23 protein-coding genes are annotated in these 24,797 nt (G+C 63.7%); 14 read left to right on the top strand and 9 right to left on the bottom strand.

The window, feature by feature from the left end:
* The first annotated feature begins 79 nt into the window (after positions 1-79).
* Both TMPK1_RS05730 and TMPK1_RS05725 read left to right on the top strand, forming a co-directional pair.
* Positions 80-1,780 (top strand): ABC transporter permease, encoded by a 1,701-nt coding sequence (locus TMPK1_RS05730; RefSeq protein WP_420241963.1) that lies wholly within the window; start codon positions 80-82, stop codon positions 1,778-1,780.
* Entirely contained in the window at positions 1,777-2,238 is a 462-nt protein-coding gene (locus TMPK1_RS05725) for a hypothetical protein (protein WP_420241961.1), read from the top strand. Before TMPK1_RS05730 ends, TMPK1_RS05725 begins: the two co-directional genes overlap by 4 nt.
* Here the strand turns inward: TMPK1_RS05725 and TMPK1_RS05720 are convergent, their stop codons facing one another.
* Entirely contained in the window at positions 2,239-3,243 is a 1,005-nt protein-coding gene (locus tag TMPK1_RS05720; protein WP_420241960.1) for a Fe(3+) ABC transporter substrate-binding protein, read from the bottom strand.
* A gap of 77 nt (positions 3,244-3,320) precedes the next feature.
* On the opposite strand from TMPK1_RS05720, the gene TMPK1_RS05715 reads away from it, so the two are divergent.
* On the top strand, positions 3,321-3,752 hold the full coding sequence (locus TMPK1_RS05715; RefSeq protein ID WP_420241958.1) for a VOC family protein: 432 nt from the start codon (positions 3,321-3,323) through the stop codon (positions 3,750-3,752).
* On the opposite strand, the gene TMPK1_RS05710 is transcribed toward TMPK1_RS05715, so the two are convergent.
* The 3 genes from TMPK1_RS05710 to TMPK1_RS05700 are packed head-to-tail and all read right to left on the bottom strand — an operon-like array spanning position 3,749 to position 6,533.
* Complete coding sequence (locus TMPK1_RS05710; protein WP_420241956.1) at positions 3,749-4,315, bottom strand: methylated-DNA--[protein]-cysteine S-methyltransferase; 567 nt, start codon at positions 4,313-4,315, stop codon at positions 3,749-3,751. The genes TMPK1_RS05715 and TMPK1_RS05710 overlap by 4 nt on opposite strands.
* 51 nt (positions 4,316-4,366) lie before the next feature.
* Positions 4,367-5,140 carry a DUF72 domain-containing protein gene (locus TMPK1_RS05705; protein WP_420241954.1) on the bottom strand — a complete coding sequence of 258 codons (774 nt, stop codon included), beginning with the start codon at positions 5,138-5,140 and terminating at the stop codon, positions 4,367-4,369.
* Position 5,141: 1 nt separating this feature from the next.
* The gene (locus TMPK1_RS05700) at positions 5,142-6,533 is read right to left on the bottom strand and encodes a M20/M25/M40 family metallo-hydrolase (RefSeq protein WP_420241952.1); all 1,392 of its coding nucleotides are present in this window, start codon (positions 6,531-6,533) and stop codon (positions 5,142-5,144) included.
* A gap of 142 nt (positions 6,534-6,675) precedes the next feature.
* Between TMPK1_RS05700 and TMPK1_RS05695 the strand changes: the two genes are divergently transcribed.
* Together TMPK1_RS05695 and TMPK1_RS05690 are read left to right on the top strand one after the other, a co-directional pair.
* Positions 6,676-7,512, top strand: a complete 837-nt coding sequence (locus TMPK1_RS05695; RefSeq protein ID WP_420241951.1) for an alpha/beta fold hydrolase — start codon at positions 6,676-6,678, stop codon at positions 7,510-7,512.
* 290 nt (positions 7,513-7,802) lie between these two features.
* On the top strand, positions 7,803-10,076 hold the full coding sequence (locus tag TMPK1_RS05690) for a TonB-dependent receptor (RefSeq protein WP_420241949.1): 2,274 nt from the start codon (positions 7,803-7,805) through the stop codon (positions 10,074-10,076).
* Between the two features lie 51 nt (positions 10,077-10,127).
* Here the strand turns inward: TMPK1_RS05690 and TMPK1_RS05685 are convergent, their stop codons facing one another.
* From TMPK1_RS05685 to TMPK1_RS05665, 5 genes are all read right to left on the bottom strand, one after another.
* Entirely contained in the window at positions 10,128-10,901 is a 774-nt protein-coding gene (locus TMPK1_RS05685; RefSeq protein ID WP_420241947.1) for a GntR family transcriptional regulator, read from the bottom strand.
* A 63-nt stretch (positions 10,902-10,964) separates the two neighbouring features.
* The gene (locus TMPK1_RS05680) at positions 10,965-11,924 is read right to left on the bottom strand and encodes a 3-hydroxyacyl-CoA dehydrogenase (protein WP_420241946.1); all 960 of its coding nucleotides are present in this window, start codon (positions 11,922-11,924) and stop codon (positions 10,965-10,967) included.
* A 6-nt stretch (positions 11,925-11,930) separates the two neighbouring features.
* Positions 11,931-13,454 carry an ABC transporter substrate-binding protein gene (locus TMPK1_RS05675; protein ID WP_420241945.1) on the bottom strand — a complete coding sequence of 508 codons (1,524 nt, stop codon included), beginning with the start codon at positions 13,452-13,454 and terminating at the stop codon, positions 11,931-11,933.
* Positions 13,451-15,325 (bottom strand): S9 family peptidase, encoded by a 1,875-nt coding sequence (locus tag TMPK1_RS05670; protein ID WP_420241943.1) that lies wholly within the window; start codon positions 15,323-15,325, stop codon positions 13,451-13,453. The genes TMPK1_RS05675 and TMPK1_RS05670 overlap by 4 nt, the downstream gene beginning before the upstream one ends.
* 44 nt (positions 15,326-15,369) lie before the next feature.
* Complete coding sequence (locus TMPK1_RS05665; protein ID WP_420241942.1) at positions 15,370-15,555, bottom strand: hypothetical protein; 186 nt, start codon at positions 15,553-15,555, stop codon at positions 15,370-15,372.
* On the opposite strand from TMPK1_RS05665, the gene TMPK1_RS05660 reads away from it, so the two are divergent.
* From TMPK1_RS05660 to TMPK1_RS05620, 9 genes are all read left to right on the top strand, one after another.
* Positions 15,554-16,843: a metal-dependent hydrolase family protein gene (locus TMPK1_RS05660; RefSeq protein ID WP_420241941.1), complete on the top strand. Its 1,290-nt coding sequence runs from the start codon at positions 15,554-15,556 to the stop codon at positions 16,841-16,843. The two genes, TMPK1_RS05665 and TMPK1_RS05660, sit on opposite strands and share 2 nt — an antisense overlap.
* Positions 16,833-18,248 (top strand): amidase, encoded by a 1,416-nt coding sequence (locus tag TMPK1_RS05655; protein ID WP_420241940.1) that lies wholly within the window; start codon positions 16,833-16,835, stop codon positions 18,246-18,248. Before TMPK1_RS05660 ends, TMPK1_RS05655 begins: the two co-directional genes overlap by 11 nt.
* Positions 18,221-19,264 carry an ABC transporter permease gene (locus tag TMPK1_RS05650; RefSeq protein WP_420241939.1) on the top strand — a complete coding sequence of 348 codons (1,044 nt, stop codon included), beginning with the start codon at positions 18,221-18,223 and terminating at the stop codon, positions 19,262-19,264. The genes TMPK1_RS05655 and TMPK1_RS05650 overlap by 28 nt, the downstream gene beginning before the upstream one ends.
* Position 19,265: 1 nt before the next feature.
* A complete protein-coding gene (locus TMPK1_RS05645; protein WP_420241938.1) occupies positions 19,266-20,081 on the top strand; it encodes an ABC transporter permease in 816 nt (271 codons plus the stop codon).
* Entirely contained in the window at positions 20,078-21,031 is a 954-nt protein-coding gene (locus tag TMPK1_RS05640) for an ABC transporter ATP-binding protein (RefSeq protein WP_420241936.1), read from the top strand. Before TMPK1_RS05645 ends, TMPK1_RS05640 begins: the two co-directional genes overlap by 4 nt.
* On the top strand, positions 21,021-21,785 hold the full coding sequence (locus TMPK1_RS05635; protein WP_420241935.1) for an ABC transporter ATP-binding protein: 765 nt from the start codon (positions 21,021-21,023) through the stop codon (positions 21,783-21,785). Before TMPK1_RS05640 ends, TMPK1_RS05635 begins: the two co-directional genes overlap by 11 nt.
* A 78-nt stretch (positions 21,786-21,863) precedes the next feature.
* Positions 21,864-22,874, top strand: coding sequence for a threonine ammonia-lyase (locus tag TMPK1_RS05630; RefSeq protein ID WP_420241934.1), 1,011 nt, complete (start codon positions 21,864-21,866; stop codon positions 22,872-22,874).
* On the top strand, positions 22,871-23,950 hold the full coding sequence (locus tag TMPK1_RS05625; RefSeq protein ID WP_420241933.1) for a DmpA family aminopeptidase: 1,080 nt from the start codon (positions 22,871-22,873) through the stop codon (positions 23,948-23,950). The genes TMPK1_RS05630 and TMPK1_RS05625 overlap by 4 nt, the downstream gene beginning before the upstream one ends.
* Positions 23,947-24,795, top strand: a complete 849-nt coding sequence (locus TMPK1_RS05620) for an aspartyl protease family protein (RefSeq protein ID WP_420241932.1) — start codon at positions 23,947-23,949, stop codon at positions 24,793-24,795. Before TMPK1_RS05625 ends, TMPK1_RS05620 begins: the two co-directional genes overlap by 4 nt.
* The last annotated feature ends 2 nt before the right edge of the window (positions 24,796-24,797 follow it).

Genomic DNA, 24,797 nt, shown 5'->3' with positions numbered 1-24,797 from the left:
AAGCCATTGTTCTTGTTGCGCGTAGCTGGGGCGGCTCTTGTACCCGCCGCGCGCCGGAGCCTACAAGCGAAGCGCCCGCATGAGCCACGTCGCCACCCAAAACCCGCCAGCAGCCCGCGCCGAAGGTGCGTTCCGCGCCCGTATCGGCGGCTGGGGCATTGCGACGATCCTGCTGTCCTTGCCGGTGCTGGTGCCGCTGGCGACGGTCGCGGCCGGGCTGTTCCATCCCGATCGCGCGGTCTGGGAGCATCTCGTCGATACGGTGCTGGGCGTCTACGTGATCAACACGGTGCTGCTGGCGCTGTGCGTCGGCGCCGGCACGTTGTTGTTGGGCGTCAGCAGCGCCTGGCTGGTGACGATGTGTCGGTTCCCGCTGTCGCGCCACCTGAACTGGGTGCTGCTGTTGCCGTTGGCGATGCCGACCTATCTCAGCGGCTACGCCTATACCGACCTGCTGCAATTCACCGGACCGGTGCAGACCGCGTTGCGCGCCCTGACCGGTTGGCAGCACGGCGATTATTGGGCGCCGGAAATCCGTTCGCTCGGCGGTGCCGCAATCGTGATGTCGCTGGTGCTGTACCCCTACGTCTACCTGCTGGCGCGTGCAGCGTTTCTGGCGCAATCGGTGTGCGTGCTCGAAGCGGCGCGCACCTTGGGCCGCAGCCCGTGGCGCGGCTTCGTTGAAGTCGCGTTGCCCTTGGCAAGACCTGCCATTGTTGGTGGCTTGGCACTCGCATTGATGGAAACGCTGGCCGACTTCGGCACGGTTTCATACTTCGGCGTCGATACATTCACGACCGGCATCTATCGCACCTGGTTTGCGATGGGCGAGCCGGTGGCAGCGACGCAGCTCGCCGCGTTGCTGATGTTGTGCGTCTTCACCGTGCTGGTGTTCGAGCGCGCCAGCCGCGGTCCGGCGCGCTTCGATCACACGACGCAGCGTTGGCAGACTCTACCCGGCTATCGCCTGCGCGGTCTGGCAGCGTTGGGTGCGTTTACCGCGTGCCTGTTGCCGCCGTTGCTGGGCTTTGCCGTGCCGGCAGCGCATCTCGCCAAATTGGCGTGGGAAGAGGGCGATCAATTGCGCCTGACCGCCTTCGTCGATCTCGCCACCAACAGCTTGACGCTTGCCGCGCTGGGCGCGGTGGTGACGACAGCGGCAGCCGTCATTCTTGCGTACGGTCTGCGTCTGGCGCCGGCCAAGCCGGTACGTTGGGCGGCGCGGCTTGCGACATTGGGCTATGCGATTCCGGGATCGGTGATCGCGGTTGGCTTGCTGGTGCCGTTCGCCTATTTCGACAACACAATCGACAGTTGGGCGCGCGCCAGCTTCGGGCTTTCGACCGGATTGATGCTGACCGGTGGCATGTTCGCGTTGTTGTTTGCGTATCTCGTGCGCTTTCTTGCGGTTGCGGCCAACGCAATGGAATCGGGCTTGGGAAAAGTCAGCCCGTCGCTCGACGCGGCCGCGCGCACCTTGGGCCGCGGTCCGACACGCACCTTGTTCTTTATCCATCTGCCGATCGTGTGGGGCAGCGTGCTGACTGCGTTGCTGACCGTGTTCGTCGACGTGATGAAAGAACTTCCCGCGACCTTGATCGTGCGGCCGTTCAATTTCGAAACCTTGGCGACGCGCGTCTATCGCCTGGCATCGGATGAACGGTTGGGCGAAGCCTCGACCGCATCGTTGTTGATCGTCGCAGTCGGCCTGGTGCCGGTGATCCTGTTGTCGCGAGCCGTGGCGGCAAGCCGTCCCGGCACGGAGCAGCCGCCACTTTGAGTCCGCAAATGCTGGCGGCGCTGCCGCGCTTCCTGGAATTCCTGGCGCTGACATTGTCGATCTACAATGTCGGAGTCGCGTGGGCGCTGGCGGTGGTGCATTACCCGACCTGGCGCGATCTTGCGCCCGACCAGACCGGTCGCGCGGCGCGCGCGCATCTGGTGCGGATGGCGATGGCGACGACGGTGCCGTCGATGTTCGCCTATATGGCCGTCGCAATGCTGGTCTGGGTCGTGCCGCATCCCGGCACGCTGTTCTACGCCGCGACGATCGCCAACCTGGTCAACGTGCTGGTCGTCGTGTGGAGCCTGCTGATCGAACGTCCGGCGTTGCTGCGTCTGGCGCGCGGCGCCGACGACGCGCGCGCCATGCGTCGCATCGTCAGCGGCTCGTTCGTGATTGCGCTCGGTTGGACGGTCGAAAGCCTGATCGTCTTGTGGATCGTGCTGCGGATTTGATTACCGCCAGCCAGCGCGATCCATCAGTTTCAGCGCGTCGGCATTGTTGCGGCCGAACAAGGCGGCGTTCATTGCGTCGCTTTTGAACTGGCCCCAGCCCGCCAGCGTCACCTGCACCGGCAGGCCTTCGCGGATCGGGTATTCGTAATTCTCGTCGGCGACCAACTTTTGCGCTTCGTCGGACGCGAGGAATTCGAGCAGCTTCACCGCATTGTCTTTGTGCGGCGCCGAGCGCACCACGCCAGCGCCCGAAATGTTCGAATGCGTGCCGCGATCGGCCTGGTTGGGGAACACGACCGCGATCTTTTTCGCGGGCTCGCTCTCTGACGGTTTCGACGAATGGATCAGCCGCGCGAGGTAATAGTTGTTCGCCAAGGTGACGTCGCATTCGCCGGCTGCGACCGACAGAATTTGATCGATGTCGCCGCCGCGCGGCGGCTTGGCGAGATTGGCGACCAGCGCTTTGGCCCATTTCTCGGTTGCCGCCATGCCGTCAGCCGCAATCATCGAACCGACCAGCGACTGGTTGTAGACCGCGTTCGACGAACGCACGCAGATGCGGCCTTTCCATTTCGGATCGGCGAGATCTTCGTAGCGCGTGATCTCGTTCGGTTGCACCTTGTCCTTGTTCACCATCACGATGCGCACGCGCTTGGTCAGCCCGTACCAAAGACCACCCGGTTCGCGCAGTTGCGCCGGCACCAGCTTCTCGAGTTTCTCGCTGCGCACCGGCTGCAACACGTTGGCTTCCTGCGCGCGCCACAAGCGTCCCGCATCGACGGTGATGAACAGATCTGCGGGGCTGTTTGCGCCTTCGGCTTTGATGCGCTGGATCAGCTTGTCGGCTTCGTCTTCGACGACGTTGACCTTGATGCCGGTCTCTTTGGTGAACAGCTCGAACAGCTTGATGTCGGCGTCGTAATGCCGGGCCGAATAGACGTTCACCTGCTCGGCCGCGAAGGCGGGCGAGGCAACGAGCAGGGCAGCAAGAACGAGGCGGCGCATGGCAAATCCAGCGAAAATGAGAATGGTTCGCATAACCTGCCAAGGTGCAGCATTGCGGTCAAGGAGGGGCCAAGCCCATGGAAACAAACGATAGACCCGCACTGGGCGCGATCCTCGAGACCTCGCTCTATGTCGATGACTTTGACCGGTCGGTCGCCTTCTACGACCGGGTGCTTGGTTTAACGCATCAGACGCTGGGCGATCGCGGCGCGTCGTTCGCGGTCGCACCAGGCAGCGTGTTGCTGCTGTGGCGGCGCGGAGGGTCACGCAACGACAACCAGACCTATCCGGGCGGTATGATCCCGGGCCATGACGGCAGCGGTCCGCTGCATATCGCGTTTGCGATTCCGACCGACGCGTACGATGCGTGGAAAGACCGCCTCAAAACGCTCGGCATTCCCGTGCGCAGCGAAGTGAACTGGGCGCGCGGCGGACGCAGCCTCTATTTCGACGATCCCGACGGCCATGTTCTCGAACTGGCGACGCCGGGCGTATGGCCGAATTACTAAGTACGCTTGCGCGCCAGCGGCAGTGGTGTGTCGAACAGCGACGGAACGTCGTTGGTGCGAGCGCCTTCGATCGACAACAGCTTCAACTTCGTGTCCGCACCACCCGGCGCAGAAAAACCGCCGCTCTTGCCGCTCGCTGCAAGTACGCGGTGGCAGGGCACAATCACCGGAATCGGATTCTCGCCCAGCGCACGGCCGACTGCGCGCGCTGCACCGGGATCGCCCAGGCGATGCGCGATGTCGCCGTAGGTTACGGTTTCACCGGCTGGAACCGTGCATAGGATCTCGTAGACGCGGCGATTGAACTCGGGGGTTGCGCTGAGATCGCAATCGACGAAGTTGAGATCGATTTTCTCGCCACGGATCAGCGCAATCGTTCCGTCAATTGCGCGTTGCACCGTCGACGTCGGCGCATCTTCGGTTGCGTCGGGGAAACGCCGAAGCAGCCGCGCGCGCGTCGCCGCCTCGGTCGCTTCGGGCAGGCTGAATCCAACGACCCGCTCGTCGCGCCAAACGATGCCACAAACGCCGATCGCAGTTTCGAACATATGGAACTTGGTCATGGCGATCAGATAGTGCCTGGTTCGTTCCCGGACGACCTGTTTCTTGTGATGCTATTTCAGCCGTTCCAGCATCGCCTGCGCCGCCGCGGGATTCCGTTCTTTGGCGCCGGAAATCATGTAGCAGAACACGTCGTTGCCGGTCGCAGCGCGCGTCTTCAGCACCTCGGCCCAGCGATCGAGATCTTTGGCGGCATAGCCGGTTTCGATATCGGCCTGCGTCCGCTGCAGCCGGTAATACGAGAAATCCGCCGTGTCCTGATCGATATCGGGATAGGTCTCGTGGTCGGCGCGAACCAACGCGACATTGTGTGCTTTGAGCAGCGGCCACAATTTCGGATCGTTGAAGCTGGGATTGCGCACTTCGAGCGCGTGCTGAAAGCCGCGCGGCATCAAACCCAGATATTCGGCGATTTCCTCTTCGTCGAATTTCTTGGTCGGTGCCAACTGCCACAAGATCGGGCCCAGCTTCTTGTCTAGCTCGGCGACGCCGCTATCGAAGAAGCGGTCGATCGATTCCGCGGCGTCGCGCAAATCCTTGCGGATCACCATGAAGCGCGACGCCTTGACCGAAAACACGAAGTCGTCGGGCGTTTCCTCGCGCCATTTGCGGAAGGTCTGCGGCTTTTGCGAGCTGTAATAGGTGCCGTTGATCTCGATCGAGGTAACGGCGCGCGACGCGAATTCCAACTCGCGCACCTTCGACAGCTTCTTGGGAAAGAACACGCCCCCGCGCCACGGCTCGAACGTCCAGCCGCCGATTCCGACACGGATCTTCCCGGTCTTGGCGGTCGCAGGCGCGGCAGCAGGCTTTTTCGCTTTGGTCACATCAACTCGCTTGGTCGGCGTAGAGCTTCACCACTTGGTACAGAAACTCGCGGCCGTCATATAGCGACTGCACGCGAATATGTTCGTCCAGCCCGTGCGCGCCGGCGCCTTCGGGGCCGTGGAACATGCCGCTGAGACCAACGGTTGGAATGCCTGCTTCGTTGAGATAGCGCCCATCGGTCGCGCCCGTGCTCATGGCCGGAATCAACGGCACGTCCGGCCACAATTTTGCGGCGACTTGCGTCGCCGGGCCGAGGATCTTCGGTGTCAGCGCCGGCACCGGCGCATTGAAGCCGGGTGCACCGATCGCAGTTACCTCGACCGTCGGATCGGCGATCACCTTGATCAGCTGTTGCCGGATCTCTTCCATCGGCACGCCGGGCAGCACGCGGCAATTGACGTTCGCACGCGTACGCTGCGGCAGCGCGTTGGGGGCGTGGCCGCCTTCGATCTGAGTCGCAACGCACGTTGTGCGCATCATTGAATTGCGCGACGGGTCGCGCGCGACGCGGGCAACCGCTTCGGCATCGGCCGTGGCAGCCGCCGCTTTCAGGTCGTCAGCGTTGGGCTTGTCGACCAGCGCCGTCTTTTCGAAATTCGCTTTGGTGACTGCGTTGATCGCGACGGGAAACTCGTAGGCTTCGATCCGCGAAAGCGCGGCGGCGACGTGATAGAGCGGGTTGTTGCCCTTGGTCGGTCGCGACGAATGTCCGCCTGGCCCGGTCGCTTCCAGCTGGAAGTCCTGATAGATCTTCTCGCCCGCTTGAATGTCGAGCGCGAGATGCTTGCCGTCTTTATCGAGGCGCCCGCCAGCACCTTCATTCAGCGCGAACTCAGCTTCGACCCACGGCCGGTGTTTCTCGGCGAGATATTGCGCGCCGTCGAAATCATGCGGCGTTTCTTCGCCGCAGGTCAGCGCCAGCTTGATGTCGCGCTTGGGTTTGAGACCCTCTTTTTTGTAGCGGATCATGTTGTCGGTGAAGACGGCGGCCATCGCTTTGTCGTCGCTGGCACCGCGCCCGTAAAACATGCCGTTCTCTTCGGTCAGTTTGAACGGGTCGCGTTTCCAGTCGGCGCGCTTGGCTTCGACCACGTCGATATGGGCCAGCAGCAGGATTGCTTTCGCGGCCTTGTCGGTGCCGTGCAGCACGGCGACCAGATTGCCTTTCTTCGGCATGCCGGGCGGAACGACCAACAACATGTCTTTGTCGCTATAGCCGGCCGCTTTCAGGCGCGCCTGCATCGCCTTGGCGGCGTCGGTGCAGCTTCCGACCGACAAGGTCGTGTTGATCTCGACCAGTTCCTTGTACAGCGCGCGAAAGTTGGTGAGGTCGTCCGCAGCAGCTGCGGGCACAGCAATCGTCGCCGCCAGCAAGCCAAACGCAAATTTCATGTCACGCGCTCCCCGTTTTACGCGGGCCGAGTGTTTCGGTCCGGCGGGAAGCGGTCAAGTGATCGCTCACTCGCAGAAGAACGTTTGCTTACATGAATCGCGTGGCCCAGCGTCGGCGCGACTCAGGTGAAAGCAGGACGCGATGAAACAGATTCTTGCCGGTGCCCTTGGCGCTTTGCTGATCCATGGCGTCGCCAACGCGGCGCCGAGCTGCAGCAGGGCCGGCGCCGAGCGCGTCAATGTCGGTGATCACAAAATCTGGATCGAAACCAGCGGCGCGGGGACGCCCACCGTGCTGTTTGAAGCCGGCAGCGGCAACGACTCCACCGCCTGGGGCGACATCCCCGAGAAGGTGCGCGCCGCCGCCCGCGTGCGCACGGTGGTCTATGATCGTGCGGGGCTCGGCAAGAGCGAGCTGCAACCAGGTCCGTTCAGCATCGATACGACGGTTGCGTCGCTGCAGCGTGCGTTGGATCTGTGCGAAGTGCGTGCGCCGGTCGTGCTGGTGGCGCATTCCTATGCCGGCTTTATCGCACAGTTGATGGCGGCCACCGACAAACGCATTGCCGGCGTCGTGCTGGTCGACGCCAACCTGGCGTCGTTCTTCGACGAGGCCGAGGTCAAACATCTACTGGATCTGTACCAGCCGCAATTCGGCGAGTTGGAGAAGGCCAAGCCGGATGCGGCCCGCGTTCTGATCCCGCAATTGTTAGGATATGGCGATACGGTCAAGCGCGTGCGCCAGGTCGATTTCCCGGCCACCATGCCGGTCATCGACATCGTTGCCGAGAAAAGCTGGGGCGAAACCGAGGCGCGCAATCAGGCGCTGCGCCGCGCCCATGTTGCATTCGCTGCTGCATCGCCAGCCCGCGAAGAGATCTTCGTTCCCGGCGCCGGTCACTTCGTCTGGCGCGACAAGCCCGACGTCGTGCTCGATGCGATCAAGCGCATGGTCGAGAAGGTGCGCGCCGCCAGATAGGTCGCGCCGGCGACTATCTTCACGCGAAAACCAACGCGGCGAAACGCGTCGCGCATGAATTGCGCCGCAACGCTGCACGCCGACCTGGCGTACGGCGCGCACGCGCTTTGCAAACATACGCAGCAGATAGCGACTTCTTTTGTCATGCCGGGCGCTTTTCGAGCAGCCTCCGTAACTGTGATCACAAAAACCGCTAACTGTGATCACAGATCACTTGACGGGAGGGTTTTGGTGCCGCTTAGCTTTGATCGGCGGCGGGGGCGCCGGCGAAGAACGATAAGGGGAGTGGGATGGACGAAACCCGAACCGGGCGCCGCGCGCGCTCGAATCCTGGCCGGCTGATTCAAGCGACCGTGGTCGCTGCGATCGGTTTGTTTGCCGCACATCCGGACCCGGCCTGGGCGCAGGTCGAAGAGGTGGTCGTGACCGCGCAAAAGCGCGCGCAACGGCTGCAGGAAGTTCCGGAAGCGGTGTCGGTCGTGACCGGGCGCCAGATCGAAGCGCTCAACTATGAAGGCATCGAAGGCTACGCCCGTGGCATTCCGGGTTTGTCCTTCACCGCTGACCGTCCGGGTGAAACGCGCTTTGCATTGCGCGGCATTCCCAATCTCGCCGGGTCGGGTGCGACCGTGTCGTTCTATCTCGACGAGACACCGCTTACGACCGACGACAATCGCACCGGCGCGTCAGATCCCGCGATTTTCGACGTCGCGCGGATCGAAGTGCTGCGCGGGCCGCAGGGCACGTTGTATGGCGCCAGTTCGATGGGCGGCACGATCCGCATTCTGCAGAACCAGCCGCAGTTGGATCGCTGGGAAAGCAAAGCGCACGCACTGTTGACTTCAACCGATGGCGGTTCGACCGGCTACGGCGTCGATGCCGTTCTCAACGTGCCGGTTGTCGAAGGCAAGGTCGCGGCGCGCCTGAACGGCTATTACCGGCATCTCGGCGGCTTCGTCGATCGGGTTCCCGACAACGCGCTGTTGCGGTTGCGCAGTCTGCAGCCGGACGTAAAAGCGGCGCTCGCGGCGGGCCAGGAAGACATCGACAGCGCCAACCTGCGCAGCGGTCGTCTGGCTTTGCTGTTCACGCCGACCGACCAACTGCGCGTGTCGCTGCAGTTCAACGCGTTCGACGATCGCTACGCCAATGTCGGGCAGGTCGATTCGCGCTACGGCAAAGATCGCACCGCAGTTTCGACGGCGCAGAACGAACCGCACACCGACGCGGCGACGATCGCCAACCTGACCGCTGAATATGATTTCGGCCCGGCCAAGTTGCTGTCCACCACCTCCTGGGTGCAGCGCAAGGCGACCGGATCGACAGACTTCACGCGGCTGTTGAGTTCGATCTTCGGCGACGCGCAGACGACTGGATTCAACACGACCAGTCAGCCGCGCAGCGTCACGCAGGAAGTGCGTTTGACGTCGAACGGCAATGGTCCGCTGCAATGGATCGCGGGCGTCTATTACAACCGTTACTCGGAAGCCGCGTCGGTTCTGGCGCAGACGCCCGGCTTTTCGCGTGCGCTGGGCCTGACCGGTGCCAATGCGGTCGCGAACGATCTGTTCTTCGCCAAAGCGGCCTACAAGAAAGTCTACGAACTCGCCGAGTTCGGCGAGGCGACCTACAAGATCACCGACGCGTTGTCGGTGACGGCGGGTGTGCGCCGGTATGACGGCCGTTCGAAATTCCGCGACCAGAATGACGGATTCCTCAATGGTGGTCTGGCGCCGCCGACCTTTGGCTCGATTTCGTATGAAGGTACCAATCCGAAAGGCGTGGTCGCGTACCAGTTCGATCCCGACCACATGGTCTATGCCAGCGCGGCGAAGGGCTATCGCGCGGGTGGCGGCAACTACGTCGTTCCGACTGCAGTCTGTAGCAACGACCTCGCGGCGCTGGGGCTGAGCTCGTCGCCGAAAGGGTTCAATCCGGATTCGCTGTGGAGCTACGAACTTGGGACCAAGAATGCGTGGCTCAACGATCGCGTAATGGTGAACGCGACCGGCTATCTGATCCGCTGGTCGCAGATCCAGCTACAGCAGTCGCTGCAATGCGGGTTCAATTACCGCACCAATGGCGGCGCGGCGTCGAGCCGTGGTGGAGAGTTGGAAGTCCGTCTGCGTCCGTTCGACGATCTCGAGATCAATGCGGGCTTGGGCTATGCGCATGCGCGTCTGGATCAGGCGTCGCCGAACATCGTCGGCAGCAAGGCGGGAAGTCCAATTCCGGGTGTGCCTGAGCTGACCTGGAATGTCGGTGCGATGTATCGCCGGCCGCTGGTTGACGGTCTCACCGGCAATCTCGGCATCGACTATCACTATACCGGCGGCTTCTACACCGACCTGCGTGCGCCATCGGGCAACAATGCACGCGACCGCGTCTATCAGACCAACATCAACCTGTCGGTCGAAGGCACGTGGTGGGAAGCGGGCCTCTTCGTGAAGAACATCTTCAACTCGTTGTCGGTCGTCGGCACATCAGCGTCACCGGATGGATCCTTGTTCTGGACCATTACACCTCCCCGCCAGGTCGGTGCCCAAGTACGCGCGAAGTTCTGACAAGATCCGCAACGGCGCGGGCCGGCCATGTGCCGGTCCGCGTCTTTTTGTTCAGCTCGTACGAAGCGACGCGACTCGTTTTTTCGTATCGGTCGTTGGCTTCTGCGTCGTCGATGATGAACGGCGGCGCCGTTTGGGGGCCGTTCCATAACCGGGCAACGTGAACAAGTTCCAGAAGCCGGGAAGTTTGGTCGGTTCCATAATGTCGGCTTCGACCGCACGCCGCACGGCGCGCGCATCGCGGTTGCGAAGTGCTTTGATAATTTCCTGGTGGTTCTGATCGCCGACGCGCCGCCAGTCTTTCTGCGTCGCTTCGATGGTGCGCATCGACAGGGCCATGACCGGCGCATATTGCAGCCACAGCGACTCGATCAGCGGCAGAAGAATGTTGGAATGCGCGCCCGCGTACAGCGTGCGATGGAACAAAGTATTCTGGCGCAGATACTCGGCCGTGTCCTCTTTGGCCAACGCACGCAGCGCCGCCGCATGAATCTTTTCGATCTTCGACAGTTCGGCCGGTGTAATGACGTGCGCCGCTTTCGCAGCCGCCATGCCTTCGAGCGCGCATCGCGCTTCGAGCAGGTCTTTGGTGCTGGTGGCGTTATGTACGGGAATGCGCACGGTCCGGTTGGGCTGCGTCTCCAGCGCATTTTCGGCCAGCAGACGGCGAAGCGCGTCGCGGATCGGCATTGGGCTGGTGCCAAGCCGTTGGGCGAGCGAGCGGATGGTGACCAGTTCACCGGGTTGGAAGGCGCCTGACATCAGCGCGTCGCGGACTTCCGCATAAACGCGGCTGTAGACCGTCTCCGTTGAGACGAGCTGCATTTCCAAATGCCTCCGAACAGTGCCGAACCGAGCCGGCATCGTACTCGGCGGGTCTTTGCAGGTCTACCGCGAGGAGCTTGTCACCGCGTCGGCATTTGCGACGAGCGCACGGATGCGCAGGATCAGATCGTCGCGCCATGCCTGCCGCTGTTTGAGATCGGCGAGTGGAAGTTCCGATCGCCGCCACGCAGCAACGCGGTCGATTGCCTCCTGCGACCACGGCGAGTCGAGCGCCAACGTGCGGCCGAGTTGTTGATAGCTGTCGCCGAACCGCCCGACATAACCGGCGAAGCCATCCGGTGCGTTGAGATCCATTGTCTCAAACGGACCGATGAAGGCCCAGCGCAAACCAAGGCCCTGCGTGACGCAACGATCCAGGTCGCCGGGGCTGACGACGCCGCGATCGATCAACGCCATCGCTTCGTTGACGACCGCGACCTGCAGTCGGTTTCCGACATAGCCGTCGACTTCGCGCGCAACATAGATCGGCAATTGTCCGATCGACTCAAGAAAGGTCGCCGTGCGCGCCAGGATTTCAGGTGCAACCCAGGCGGGCGCGACCAGTTCGACGACCGGGATCAGATGCGGCGGGTTGAACGGATGCGCGACCAGGCAGCGCGACCGGCCCGGCAGACCGGCAAGAAAGCTCGACGGCAGGATCGCCGACGACGAGCTTGCGAGAATGCAGTCGGGTGGCGCCAGCGCATCGAGTTGCTCGAACAGCGCCGTCTTTTCGCCGGCTTGTTCGCGCGCATTCTCTTGTACGTAGTCGGCGTTCTGCACCGCTTGTTCGAGCGTGTCGGCAAGTTGAATCCGCGCCTGCAGCGCAGTGACGTCGCCGCCCGTGACGTCGCCCGAAGCGCGCAGCATCTCGATCGCTTCGGCCCGTGCAAACGCCGGTCGCGCCGGATCTGCATCGAACAGACGAACTGTCAGGCCGGCGCGCGCGAAACAGGCGGCCCAACTGGTTCCGATCGTGCCGCAGCCGACAACTGCAACGATTTGCACAGAAGAAGACGGCATCGCCCCTCAGCGAAGAGTTCGTGAAAGAAACGCAGCCGGATAAATTTGCGGCTGCCAGAAACTTGGCATCGGCCCGCGCAGGTCGCTGCGCGCGGCAATCAACGCGTCGCGACAGAACAGAACGGCGTGCGGCGTATCGGCGAGAATGGCGGCTTCGGCGTCGCGATACAGCGCAGCGCGCGGTGCCGCGTCGAGCGACGATGCGGCGCGATCGAGCAGCGCATCGACCGTGGGCGAGGCATAACGCGAGAGATTTCCCGACGGGCCGATATTCTTGGATGCATACAAGAAATCGAGAACGATCCAGGGATCCGGGAAATCCGCCGTGTAATCACGAAGCGCCAGATCGAAGTCGCCAGCAAATCGCACTTTGGCGCCGAACGAGGAGGCGGAGAGCGGCTGCAACGTAACCGGAATACCGGCGTCGCCAAGATTGCTTTGGATCGTCACCGCGAGCGCGTCCGTCAAAGCATCGGCGGGAATGTAGTTGAGCGTCAGCGTGAGTGACGCACCGACCGCGCGCGCCAGCGCAGCAGCAGCATGCGGATCGTAGCGTGGGCGTGTCGATGCCGTGTCACCCGCCGGCAACAAGCCGGCTGGGATGCGCCCATGCCCGCGCAACAGATGCGCCAGCATGGCTTCGCGATTCAGCGCTGCATCGACGGCCTGGCGAAAGCGCAGGTCGGTGAACGGCGCGCGCTGGTTGTTCATTTCGAGATAGGTCAACGCTGCGCCGGCGCCGCTCGCGATCGTCACGCCCGGCGAGGCGGCAAGCAGATCGGCTTCGTCGGGCGACAGGCTTTCCGCGAAATCGATGTCGCCTTGGCGCAGCTCGCCGACGCGCGACAGGCTGCTGCGAATGGTGCGGAAGATGACGGTGTCGAACGGCAGGTCGCGCGCGGCGGTGAAAATCTGTTCGGTGCCGCGGTGCCAGGACGACAGGCGGTAGGGACCCGACCCGGCGCTGTTGGTTGCGAACCAGGATGGATCGTCCGATGCGCGTGCGTCGACGATGCCAAACATCGGCAAGCTGAGCAGCAGCGGAAAGGCGGGCAGGGCTGCTGTGAGCGTGATTTCGACCTCGCCGTCGCGGGCGCTGACATTGCGCACGAACGACAAGGCCTTAGCCGGGCCCTGATCGGCCTGAAACAGCCGCGCAAAACTGCGCGCAACCGCGTCGGCGTCAACGGCGCTGCCATTCGCGAACCGGGCACCGGCGCGAAGGCGAAACCGCCATGTCACGTTGTCGTCCGAGCTGCAGGTCGCCGCCAGCGCGGGCGCAAGATCCGCGGTTGGAACACCGTCGGCAAGACGCAGCGAGGTCAGCGTTTCATAGGCCAGCGCAATCGATCCGAAATCCGACATGCGTGTCGTACGTGCGGGATCAATCGTCGTCGCTTCGATCGCGCGGCCGATCACCAGCGACGTCGACGTGCCATGCGCGCGTGCCATCGAACCGGGCAGCACGCCAAGCCCGGCCGCAGCCAGGCTTGTATGTAGAAATGCGCGCCGCCGGATCGTTGCTGTCATCGTGCCGCGGCGTGCAAGTCGAGAAAGCCCGAAATCCGCGCCAGCGTCGTCAACTGGTTGTCGCGTTGCATCGGCCAGCCATGGCCTTCGCCAGCCAACACGACATAGTCGACTTTCCGTCCTGCGGCTTCGACCGCAGCGACCAGATCGTCGGATTCCTGTTTGACGACGCGAAGATCGTCGGTGCCTTGCAGCACTAGCAACGGCGCGCGGATCTCTGCCGCGCGAAACAGCGGCGAGATCGACCGTAGATAGGCGCCGCCATCCGGCGCCGGATCGCCGATCTTTTTGAGGAAGCCGATGCGCCGCGCCGCCCATGACGCCGGCATCACTTGCATCGTGCGATCCCAATTGGTCGGGCCGAACAAATCGATCACGGCCGACCATGCATCCGGCGCCTGAATTGCGGCGGACAAGGTGAGAAAGCCGCCGAAGCTGCCGCCCATGATCGCGACGCGCCCGTCTGGCGAAAGGCCGGCGTCGATCATCGCCTGTCTTGCTTCGATCAGGTCGCGAACGTTGCCTTCGCCTTGTTTCAGGTCGTCGAGATGCTGGAAATTCTTACCGTAGCCGCTGCTACCGCGATGGTTGACCGCGTACACCGCGTATCCGTTGGCTGCGAGATACAGCAGCATCGGGTTGAATTCGAACGCGGACTGTCCGCTGGGCCCGCCATGTACCCACAACAAGGCGCCGCGTAGCTGCACGCCCGTCGGCGGACGATACGCGATGACCGGGATACGCAGCCCGTCCGAGCTGGTGAACGAGTCGGCCCGAACCTCCGGCAGATCGACGCCGGCCAAGGTCGGCGCGCCCGCGACGTGCAGTTGGCGCAAGCTGCCTTTGCCGGCGAGATCGATCACATACAGGCTCGATGGCGCGTATGGCGATTGCAGCGTGAAAGCGGCGTAGCGTCCATCGCGCGTGATCGACACGGGATGGAGAAGGCCGGCCGGAATTGCGATGTCCGTGTCGCCGCGCGGTCCATGCAGGCGAATGAAGCTGCGTCCGTCGCGGTCATAGACCACGACCATGCGTCCGTCCGGCAACGGCAGCGCGAGGTGAATGCTGGCGCCCGCAACGGCCAGTTCGACACGGTCCTGTCGATCGACCAAGGAGAAGCGGCGCAGCACGACATGCTCGCCGCCGGCGTCGCTGATGTAATACAGCGCCTTGCCGCCAGCCTCGAAGAAAAGCGGGATGTTGGTCGATTGCTGCGAAGGAATCGACGCGACCGTGCGGCCGCTCGCCATGTCGATGACGTGGACCTCGCTGTCGGCGAAGCCCAGCACCTTTTCGACTGCGATCAGGTCTTTCCCAGCGCTGATCGCTGCGCGCTGGGTACGACCCATCACATAGCCGTCGCCGCGAAAGCGCAGTCGCCGTTCGATCGTCGTCGTGTCGTATTCGTAGAGGTCGATCGCAGCGGGATCGCGCTCGTTGGTGCTGACGAAGAAGGATTTCCCGTCTTTCGCCCAGCCTTGGAATTTGCCTTGCGCGCCTTTCGCCGGCGTCAGGTCGCGGTCCTTGCCGTGCTGATCACGCACAAAGAGATGCGTCGCTTCGCTGTCGCCTTCGTTCCGTGAAATCAGGATGCGCGCGTCATCCGGAAACCAATCGACTGCGAATTCCGCTTTCTCGCTCGCAGGAGCGCGTTGCAGCGCGCCGGTTTTGACGTCGATCTTGACCGTCGCGGGCCGGCCTGCGCCTGTCGCCGTGGCCAGCAAGCTGCGCCCGTCGTGCGACAAAGCGAGTCCGTCGAATGCGCCGAGCTCGACAAGCTGCTGCGCCGTCAGGCGCGCGGCATGAGCCTGGCCTGCGACGCCGACGGCGCATAGCAAAGCGGTCAGAAGGACGACCCGGCGGGTCATTTGCGGTTCCTCGTATTGCCGTTGAACTGTGATCACAAATCACGTTATACAGCGACGAACGGCTTGTCACCATTAAGTTCTGCTTGGAAGAAATCTTGTACGCCGAACGGGTGCATGGCTAATTGAATCATCGGGCCGGAGGTCGGAATGCGACGTGTTTTGGGGTGTCTGGTTGCGTTCGTTGCATTGGCCGCCGCGCTTTCGAGCGATGCTGAGCCGCTGCGGTCCATGCTGGGCCCGATTGCGCCGCAACTCGCCGACGGCGTGTCGGTCATTCATGCCGGCACAGTGCTGGCAGTGCCCGGGACCGATCCGGTCAGCAACCAGACAATCGTCGTGCGCAACGGGCGTATTGCCGAACTGCGCGCGGGATTCGTGTCGCCGGGCGAGATCGGTGCGCCCGATGCGAAGCTGATCGACCTCAAGGACAAGTTCGTTTTTCCCGGCATGATCGACGCGCATATCCATCTTGAAGCGCTGGTCACCGGGCGAGCCGCGCCGGCCGAAGGCATGCTTGGCGGCTTTGCGAATTCCGACTCGGACATTGCGATCGCCAGCGTCAACAACGCGCGCATCGTCGTCGAGAATGGATTCACCACGGTGCGCGACGCAGGGTCGCTGACGGAAACCGTTGGCGACGCGCTGAAGCGAGCGGTCAAAGCGGGACTTATCGTTGCGCCGCGTTTGATCCAGGCGGGGCAGCCGTTGGGGCCGACGGGCGTGCAGGGCGATCCGCGCAACTGGCGCCCCGAAATCATTGCGCTGCTGCGCGCCGAGTTCGCCGACAATATCTGCGACGGCGTCGAAGGTTGTCGCAAAGCCGTACGCCGCGTCGTCAACTCCGGTGCCGACGTGATCAAGATCAAAGCGTCGGGCGGCGTGAACGTGATGTTGCCGGGCTATCCCGATGCCAACTTCACCGACGACGAGTTGAAATCGATCGTCGATACGGCGCACGGGCTGAAGCGCAAAGTCATGGCGCATGCGATCAGCGGCCGGTCGGTAATCGCCGCTCTGAAAGCCGGCGTCGATTCGATCGAGCATGGCACGGTGATCGACGAAGAAGCGGTGCGGCTGTTCCGCAAAACCGGTGCATATTTCGTCCCGACCATGTCGGCGCCGCACGAGTGGGCCAACGCGTCGGCAAATCGTGGCGTCAACAAGGATGTGGCGCAGGGAGTCTATCGGCGCCAGGTCGAAAGCCTGCGGCTTGCCTATCAAGGCGGCGTCAAGATCGCGCTCGGGACCGACTGCGCCTTCTCGCCCTTCGAAGAGCAGGCGGAAGAGCTGATTTTGATGGTGGATGCAGGCATGACGACGAAAGACGTGTTGCGCGCCGCGACAGTGGCGGGCGCCGACCTGCTTGGCCTGTCTGCCGATATCGGCACGCTGGAGCCGGGCAAGATTGCCGACCTGGTCGCGGTGCGCGGCAATCCGCTGAAGGACATGCAGGACGTCAAACAGATCGCGTTGGTGATGCAGGGCGGCGTCGTTCGCAAGGCCGCACATGGCACGTGATTTCGATACGGTGGGCGCGACCGCGGTCGCGATCGCGGCAGGAGTTCGAGAACGGCGCATCAGTGCGGTCGAGGTGCTCGATCATTTCTGGGCTCGCATCGGCGACGGAAATCCACGGCTGAACGCGTTCGTGCATCTCGACCCCGCCGAAGCACGCGCAGCGGCGGCGGCGATCGATCGCCGCATCGCTGCCGGTGAAGATGTCGGGCCACTGGCCGGCGTTCCGTTCGGTATCAAGGACAACGAAGATTGCAGGTTGATGCCGACCAGCAGCGGTACGGGCCTGTATCCGCCGGTGGTTGCGACGCAGGACAGTCCGCATGTCGCGCGGCTGCGCGCAGCGGGGGCGGTGCCGGTTGGAAAAACCGCGACGGCTGAATTCGGGCTCGACGGAGTCACCAGCACGGTGGCGTTCGGCACGACGCGCAATCCCTGGAACCTCGAACGTACGCCGAGCGGCAGCAGCGGCGGTTCGTCGGCGGCGGTTGCGGGCGGATTGGTGCCGTTCGCAACCGGCAGCGACGGCGGTGGGTCAATTCGCGTACCTGCAGCCTTCACCGGTCTCGTCGGATTGAAATCGACGCACGGCCGGATCGGACGCCCCAGCGGTATGTCGGATATGAGTTGCGCCGGCGCGTTGACGCTGACGGTGCGCGACGCAGCGCGCCATCTCGACGTTGCCGCAGGACCCAGTCCGAACGATCGGATGAGCCTGCCGCGACCGGCAATCAACTATGAACGCGCGATCGACTTGCTGGACGTGGCGGGCTGCAAGACGGTCTGGTCGCCCGATCTTGGTTTTGCACCCGTCGATCCTGAAATCGCGCAGATTGTGCAAGCAGCCGCACGCGACTTCATGCGCGCCGCAAAATTGGTGCAGGTCGAACGCAGCATCGCCTTGACCAACACCTATCCCGATTGGGCGCGGTTCGCGGCGCACCGGCTGGAAGCGCGGTTGCGACAGGACGGTTTATGGCCGGTCGCACCGGATGCGATCAGCGGCGGCCCGCGCGATCTGCTGCAACGGTTTGCGGATACGACGCTGGAAGACCTCGAAGCGTCGCAGCGTCGCCTGACGCGCCTGGCGCGTGAGGTCGGCGAATTGTTCGACGACATCGACCTGTTGTTGTGTCCGACGGCAGCGACCGAGCCCTATCGCGCCGAAGGCCCGATGCCGATCGAGGTTGCAGGACGCGATGCGCGCGACACCAACGCCGAACCGTTCACCATCTTCGCCAACGTCGCGTGGCTACCGTCGATCTCCGTGCCGGCGGGGGTGACGCGTGCCGGATTGCCGGTTGGGTTGCTGGTCACCGGACGCCGCCATTGCGACGAAGTTCTGCTGCGTGCCGCACATCTCTACGAACAGGCACATCCATGGGCGCTGGGCGCGCCGATCCTCTAATGGCGGCTGCGTCGTTTCTGGTCCGGCGTGTTCTTGCGACGTTTGTCGTGTTGATCGCGGTCACAATTCTGACCTTCGTGATCTCGCACGTGATCCCTGGCGATCCGGCGCAATTGATTGCGGGGCCGCGTGCGGGGGCCGCCGAAGTTGCGCAGCTACGGCATGCGTTGGGGCTCGATCGGCCGCTGCACGAGCAATATGCCACCTATGTCGTGGCACTCCTGCATGGCGATCTGGGCGCCTCGATCGTGACCGGTCAGCCGGTGTTGCGCGAAATCCTGGATCGTCTGCCAGCCACGATCGAATTGATGGGGTTGGCGCTGCTGCTTTCCGTTGCGGTTGCGGTGCCGTTGGGTGTGATCGCCGCCGCTGCGCGCCCGTCGCCGCTCGATACGGTGTTGCGTGGCCTGTCGACGGTTGCGATTTCGACGCCGCGCTTCTGGGTTGCGATGCTGTTGCTCGGGTTGTTCTACGGCGCGCTGCAATGGGCGCCGCCATCGGGACGATTGTCGCCCGGTCTGACGCCGCACGAGCTGACAGGGTTGCTGACGCTCGACAGCCTGTTGCGTGGCGACTGGCGTTTGCTGCGCGATGCGACGGCGCATCTCGTGCTGCCGGTCGCGGCACTGGCGATCGGAAATATCGGCACGTTCGCGCGCATCATTCGCGCCGCGATGATCGAGGTGCTGGCGCAAGACCATATCCGCACCGCGCGTGCTGCCGGAATCTCGCAAGCGCGCATTCTGTCGGTCTATGCACTGCGCAACGCGTTGCTGCCATTCGTCACGATCGCAGGGCTTGAGCTTGCAGGGCTGCTGTTCGGCTCGGTCACAGTCGAATCGGTCTTTGCCTGGCCGGGTATCGGCTCGTACTTGCTCGACGCGATTCTCGATCTGAACTTTCCCGTCATCATGGGCGTGACCCTGTTCGTTTCGATCGGTTATGCGGTGATCAATCTGCTGATCGACCTGTCCTATCGCTGCATCGATCCGCGCTTGCGCGCGCCGGCTGGTTGAGATGGCAAAGCTGCGACCTGGATTGCTATTCGCCGCGGCTGGTTGCGGCGCGATCATCCTGATCGCGCTGCTGGGCCCCGCCTTGTTCGCGGGACCCGCCAATCACGTCGAGCTGGATCAGCGCCTGTTGCCGCCCAGTGCGTTGCATTGGTTCGGCACCGACGACGTCGGGCGTGATCTGTTCGTGCGGATCGTCTTCGGTGCGCGCGTGTCGCTGCTGGCGGCCTTGTCGACGATCGCAATCGGCCTGACGGGCGGCATGTTGATCGGCGGCTTCGCAGGGCTGGTCGGCGGTTGGGTCGAAAGCGCGTTGATGCGCATGATCGACGCGATCCTGTCGGTGCCGTCCTTGATCGTCGCGCTGGCTTTGGCCGCCGCACTGGGCCCCAATCTTCGCAACGCGGTGCTTGCCATCGGCCTATTGTCGATCCCGGTCTATGCCCGTGTTGCGCGCGCCGAAGCGTTGGCGATCGTCGGGCGCGACTACGTCAAAGCTGCGCGTCTGATGGGGGCGTCGAACCTGCATCAGATCCGCGCCAACCTGCTGCCCAACATGCTGCCGCCCTTGCTCGTCTATGCCACTGGCAATGTCGGCGCGGCGTTGCTTGCAACGGCCAGCCTCAGCTTCATCGGCCTCGGCGCGCAACCGCCGACCTCGGAATGGGGCGCGATGATCAGCGCCAGCCGCAGCTTCTTGTTTTCACACTGGTGGTATTCGTTCTTCCCGGGTGCGGCGATCACCGTCACCGTTTCCTTGTTCACCTTGCTGGGCGACGCGCTGCGCGATCTGCTCGATCCGCGCGAGAGGCCGCGATGACCGCGCTGGCGTTGGAGGTTGCAGAATTCACGCTGGATGTCGGCACGCGCCGACTGCGCGCGCTGAATGACGTCGATCTGTGCGTCGGGGCGGGCGAGATCGTCGGGCTGATCGGCGAGTCGGGGTCGGGAAAATCGCTCGCGGCTTTGTCGATCGCGGGTCTGCTACCGAAAGCGACGGGCCATACGGTGGCCGGCGCCATTCGCGTCGGCGGCGTGGAAGGTGCATCACGTCGCGCGCAGGTCGGATTCATTTTCCAGGAGCCGATGAGCGCGTTGAATCCGGCGCTGCGGATCGACCGTCAACTCGTCGACGCGATACGGGCACGGCGCGATGCCGACCGCGCCACTGCACGGCAGCATGCGGCGACGTTGCTGGCCCAGCTCGAATTGCCCGATCCAGAACGCGTCTTGCGATCCTATCCGCACCAGCTCAGTGGCGGCATGCGCCAGCGCGTGGTGATCGCATTGGCGTTGAGCGGAACGCCGTCGCTTCTGATTGCCGACGAGCCGACGACCGCGCTGGACGTCACGGTACAGTTGGACGTCTTGCGCCTGATCCGCGACCAGGCGCGCGAGCGCAATCTCGGTGTGTTGCTGATCACGCACGATGTCAACGTGGTCGCATATATGGCGGCGCGACTGTACGTCATGTATGGCGGATGGATCGTTGAAGCAGGGCCGACCGCGCAGGTATTGGCCGCGCCGCGTCATCCCTATACGCGCGCGTTGCTGGCGTCGCGGCCGGATCGCGTTGCGCGCGGCGCAGCAATTCCTGCAATCGACGGATTCGTGCCGCCGCTCGCTGCCGTCACGACCGGCTGCCGCTTTGCCGACCGGTGCGCGCTTGTTGAAGCGCGCTGCCATACGCCGTCAGCGTTGACGGTCGAAGGCGACGTGCATATCGCGCGCTGTTGGAAGGCGGGCGCGGGAGGCAGCGATGCAAGCTAGCCTGGTGCGCGCCGACGGGCTGCAGATCGTCTTTCGCAGCGGTCGCGCGACGCATGTCGCCGCGCAGGACGTGACGTTCAACCTCGCGCCTGGCGAGTCTGTCGGGCTGGTCGGTGAATCGGGTTCGGGGAAATCGTCGATCGGCCAGGCGATTGCGGGCTTGCTGCAGCCGAGCGCAGGCACGATCGACATCGCGCCGTCCACTGCGCCGTGGCCGACGGTGCAGATGGTGTTTCAGGATCCCGCTGCAGCGCTCAATCCTCGACGCCCGGTGCGCCGTCTGCTGGCCGAACCGCTGGAGGTTCTGTCCCGCGCGATGGCGCGAACCGTATTGCAGGGCAGGGCGGTCGACGATCTTGTCGTCGCGGCGGCGCGCGCTGTCGGCTTGCGCGACGAGCATCTGCAGTCCTTGCCGCACGAACTTTCGGGCGGGCAACGCCAGCGCGTCTGCATCGCGCGTGCGTTGCTCATGCAGCCGCGCGTGCTGATTCTGGACGAGCCGACGTCGGCGCTCGACCTTACCGTGCAGGCGCAGATCCTGAACCTCCTGTCGGACCTGCGCCGCGAGCACGGGCTGACCTACCTCTTTATCAGCCACGACCTCGCCGTCGTGCGGCATATGTGCGAGCGCGTTCTGGTGCTTCAACACGGACGCGTTGTCGAGACCGGCGCGTCCGACCAGATTTTTGCCGCGCCCGCACAAGCCTATACGCGCCGCCTGACCGAAGCGGCGCAAATGCAGCCCGCGATCTGAGTTCGTAACAAAAGGACGGTTTACAGCGAAGCTCGCTCAACGTAACTGTGATCACAGATATCAGTTGTGGCGGATGACATGATCCTGGAAACCGAAGCATCGCGGGTCGATCGGGCGGCGATCGCCGACGCGGAACGACGTCTGGCCGGTGTCGTCGTGCGTACGCCGCTGCTGGAGAACGAAGATCTCAACGCATTGGCCGGACGCCGCGTCTACGTAAAGGCGGAGTCGCTGCAGACGACCGGCTCGTTCAAGTTTCGCGGCGCGTACAACCGGTTGAAGGCACTGCAAGAGGACGGCGACCGCCGTCCTGTCGTCGCCTGGTCGTCGGGCAATCACGCACAGGCGATTGCGGTGGCGGCGAAGCGGCTCGGCATTGAAGCGACCGTCGTGATGCCGGACGACGCACCGCGCGTCAAAATCGAAGCGACGCGCGCACACGGCGCGCGCGTCGTTCATTATGATCGCCGGCTCGACGATCGTGAGGCGATCGCGCGCGAGATTGCCGCCGGTCAGAACGGTGTCATCGTTCCATCGTCGGACGATCCCTACGTCATCGCTGGTCAGGCGACGGTGGGATGCGAAATTTTCATGCAATCTGCCGAGGATCCGCCGTCGCAGATTCTCGCTTGTTGTGGCGGCGGCGGGCTTGCCGCGGGCGTCGCCGCAATCGCGGCGTGTATGTCGCCGCCGCCCGACGTCTACGCCGTCGAGCCTGCCGGATATGATGATCTGGCGCGGTCGTTGCGCATCGGTAAACGCGTTCCCACGGCCACCAGTAAGTCGTCGATCTGCGACGCGCTGCTGATGCAGATCCCGGGTGAGCTTCCGTTTGAGATCCTGCACCGGAACGGCGCCTATGCCCTGACAGTCAGCGATGACGAAGTGCGTTTCGCGATGTGGATTGCGTTCCGCCATCTGCGCCTGGTCGTCGAACCGAGTGGTGCGGTGGCGTTGGCAGCGCTGCTGGGAAAGAACGCACCTGCGGGCAAGGGGCCGGTCGCCGTCGTCGTAAGCGGCGGAAATGTCGATGCCGGACGCTATCTCGAGTCGATCCAGACCGACCGGGCACGACAGGTCGTGTCGTGACGCGCGCGCGCCTTCGCGACCTGTCTTTGCAGGTCGGCACGTTGCCGGTCGGACCGCACAACGCGATCACCGACGTGGCAGGCGTGCGCGTTGGGCATACGACCTTGATTGCCGACGAGCCGTTGATCACGCGCACCGGCGTCACCGCGATTCTCGGCGGCGATTACGATTATTTCGAGCAGGGTCTGTTTGCCGGCGTGCATTGTTTCAACGGCTTCGGCGAGTTGATGGGCACGTCCTGGATTGACGAAGTCGGTCTGCTGACCTCGCCCATCCTGCTGACCTCAACCTATTCGATCGGGGCGGTGCGCGACGCGATGCTTGCGGATCCACGCTGCCATGGTACGCGCGGCCGGTCGCACCAGCCGGTGGTCGGCGAAACCAACGACGCGCTGCTCAGCGATCCCGCCTTTCGCATCACGCCCGCGCATGTGACGCAGGCGATCGCGAGCGCCGCCGGAGGCCCGGTCGCAGAAGGTGCGGTCGGCGGCGGCACCGGCATGGTCTGTTTCGAGTTCAAGGCGGGGATCGGAACCTCGTCGCGCGTGCTCGCGACCAGCTTCGGTGCGTTCACCGTCGGCGTGTTGGTGCAGGCGAATTTCGGTTCGCGCCATCACCTGACGGTCGACGGCGTGCCGGTCGGACGGCAGATTGGCTACGACATTGCCGACAGCGTGCGGCGGCGCACGGATGGTTCGATCATCATCGCCGTCGCGACCGACGCGCCGCTTCTGCCGTCGCAATGTAAGCGGTTGGCGCAGCGTGCCGTTGTCGGGTTGGGCCGTGCCGGCGGCTATGGCGGCAATACGAGCGGCGACCTGATCGTGGCATTTTCGACCGGCAATCGGGTGCCGATCGCCGCCGACGAGATCGCGTCCGACATTCGGATGCTACCGAACAACGCACTGACCCCGTTTTTTCGCGCCGTCGCCGAAGCGACCGAAGAGGCGATCCTCAATTCGATGATTGCGGCCGACACGATGCAAGGGCGCGACGGCAACGTTGTGCACGCGCTGCCGCTCGACCTTCTTCGTCGCCTGGTGTCTTCCTCACAATGCCGGACTGAAAAAGAATGAAGTTCAGAGACAGACTTCGCGCTTGCGCGCTGGTTTTCGCCGCCGTCCTGTTCGGAGCGGCTTACGCAACGGCGGCGTCGCCCGCGCATGTAATCAAGCTCGATCCCTATCGTGTGCGGCTGCGCACGGTGGAAGCGAGCGTCAACGGTGTGCAGGGGCGGTTTCTGTTCGATACGGGCGGTGGCTTGACCGCGTTGTCGCCGAGCTTCGCAGCCAAAGCAGGCTGCACGCCATGGGCGCGAACCAGCGGCATGACGATGACGGGCGAGCGCGTCGACGGTCCGCGTTGCGACAATCTTCGCCTGCGCGTCGGATCGTTCGAGCATCAGGCCGCGATCGTGGGAATACTCGACCCCGCCAAATTCCTCGACCCCAGCGCGGAGCCGCTGGACGGAATCATCGCGCTCGATTTGTTTGACGGCAGGACGGTGACGCTCGACCTCGCAGCCAATCTGTTCGTGGTCGAGTCGTCGTCGAGCAGTGCCGAACGCATCAAGGGCGCGCGCGAACTGCCTGCGCGCCTCGGCCGCGAATTGCAGGGGCTCGCGCTTGACGTCTATGTCGCGATCGCGACCGCGAAGGGGCCGGTCTGGTTCACCATCGACAGCGGCAATAGCAGCACCACACTTGTTTCAAAGCACATCGCGGCGGAACTTGGGGTTGAAGTCACCGACGGGCTGCATAGCGGCAAGTTCGACGTTGCGCCGGGCATTCACGTCGAGAGCGATCGTCTGTTCACGCCCGACCTGACTTTGGACGGCAATCTTGGCATGCCGTTCCTGCAGCTTTGGACGACGACCTTCGATCTCAAGCGCGGCCGCGTCTGGGTGAAGCGAGCGACATAGCG

The sequence above is a fragment of the Roseiterribacter gracilis genome, assembly GCA_018332375.1.
Classification (GTDB): Bacteria; Pseudomonadota; Alphaproteobacteria; order BOG-932; family Roseiterribacteraceae; genus Roseiterribacter; species Roseiterribacter gracilis.
This window is presented reverse-complemented; position numbering and strand designations above follow the sequence as displayed.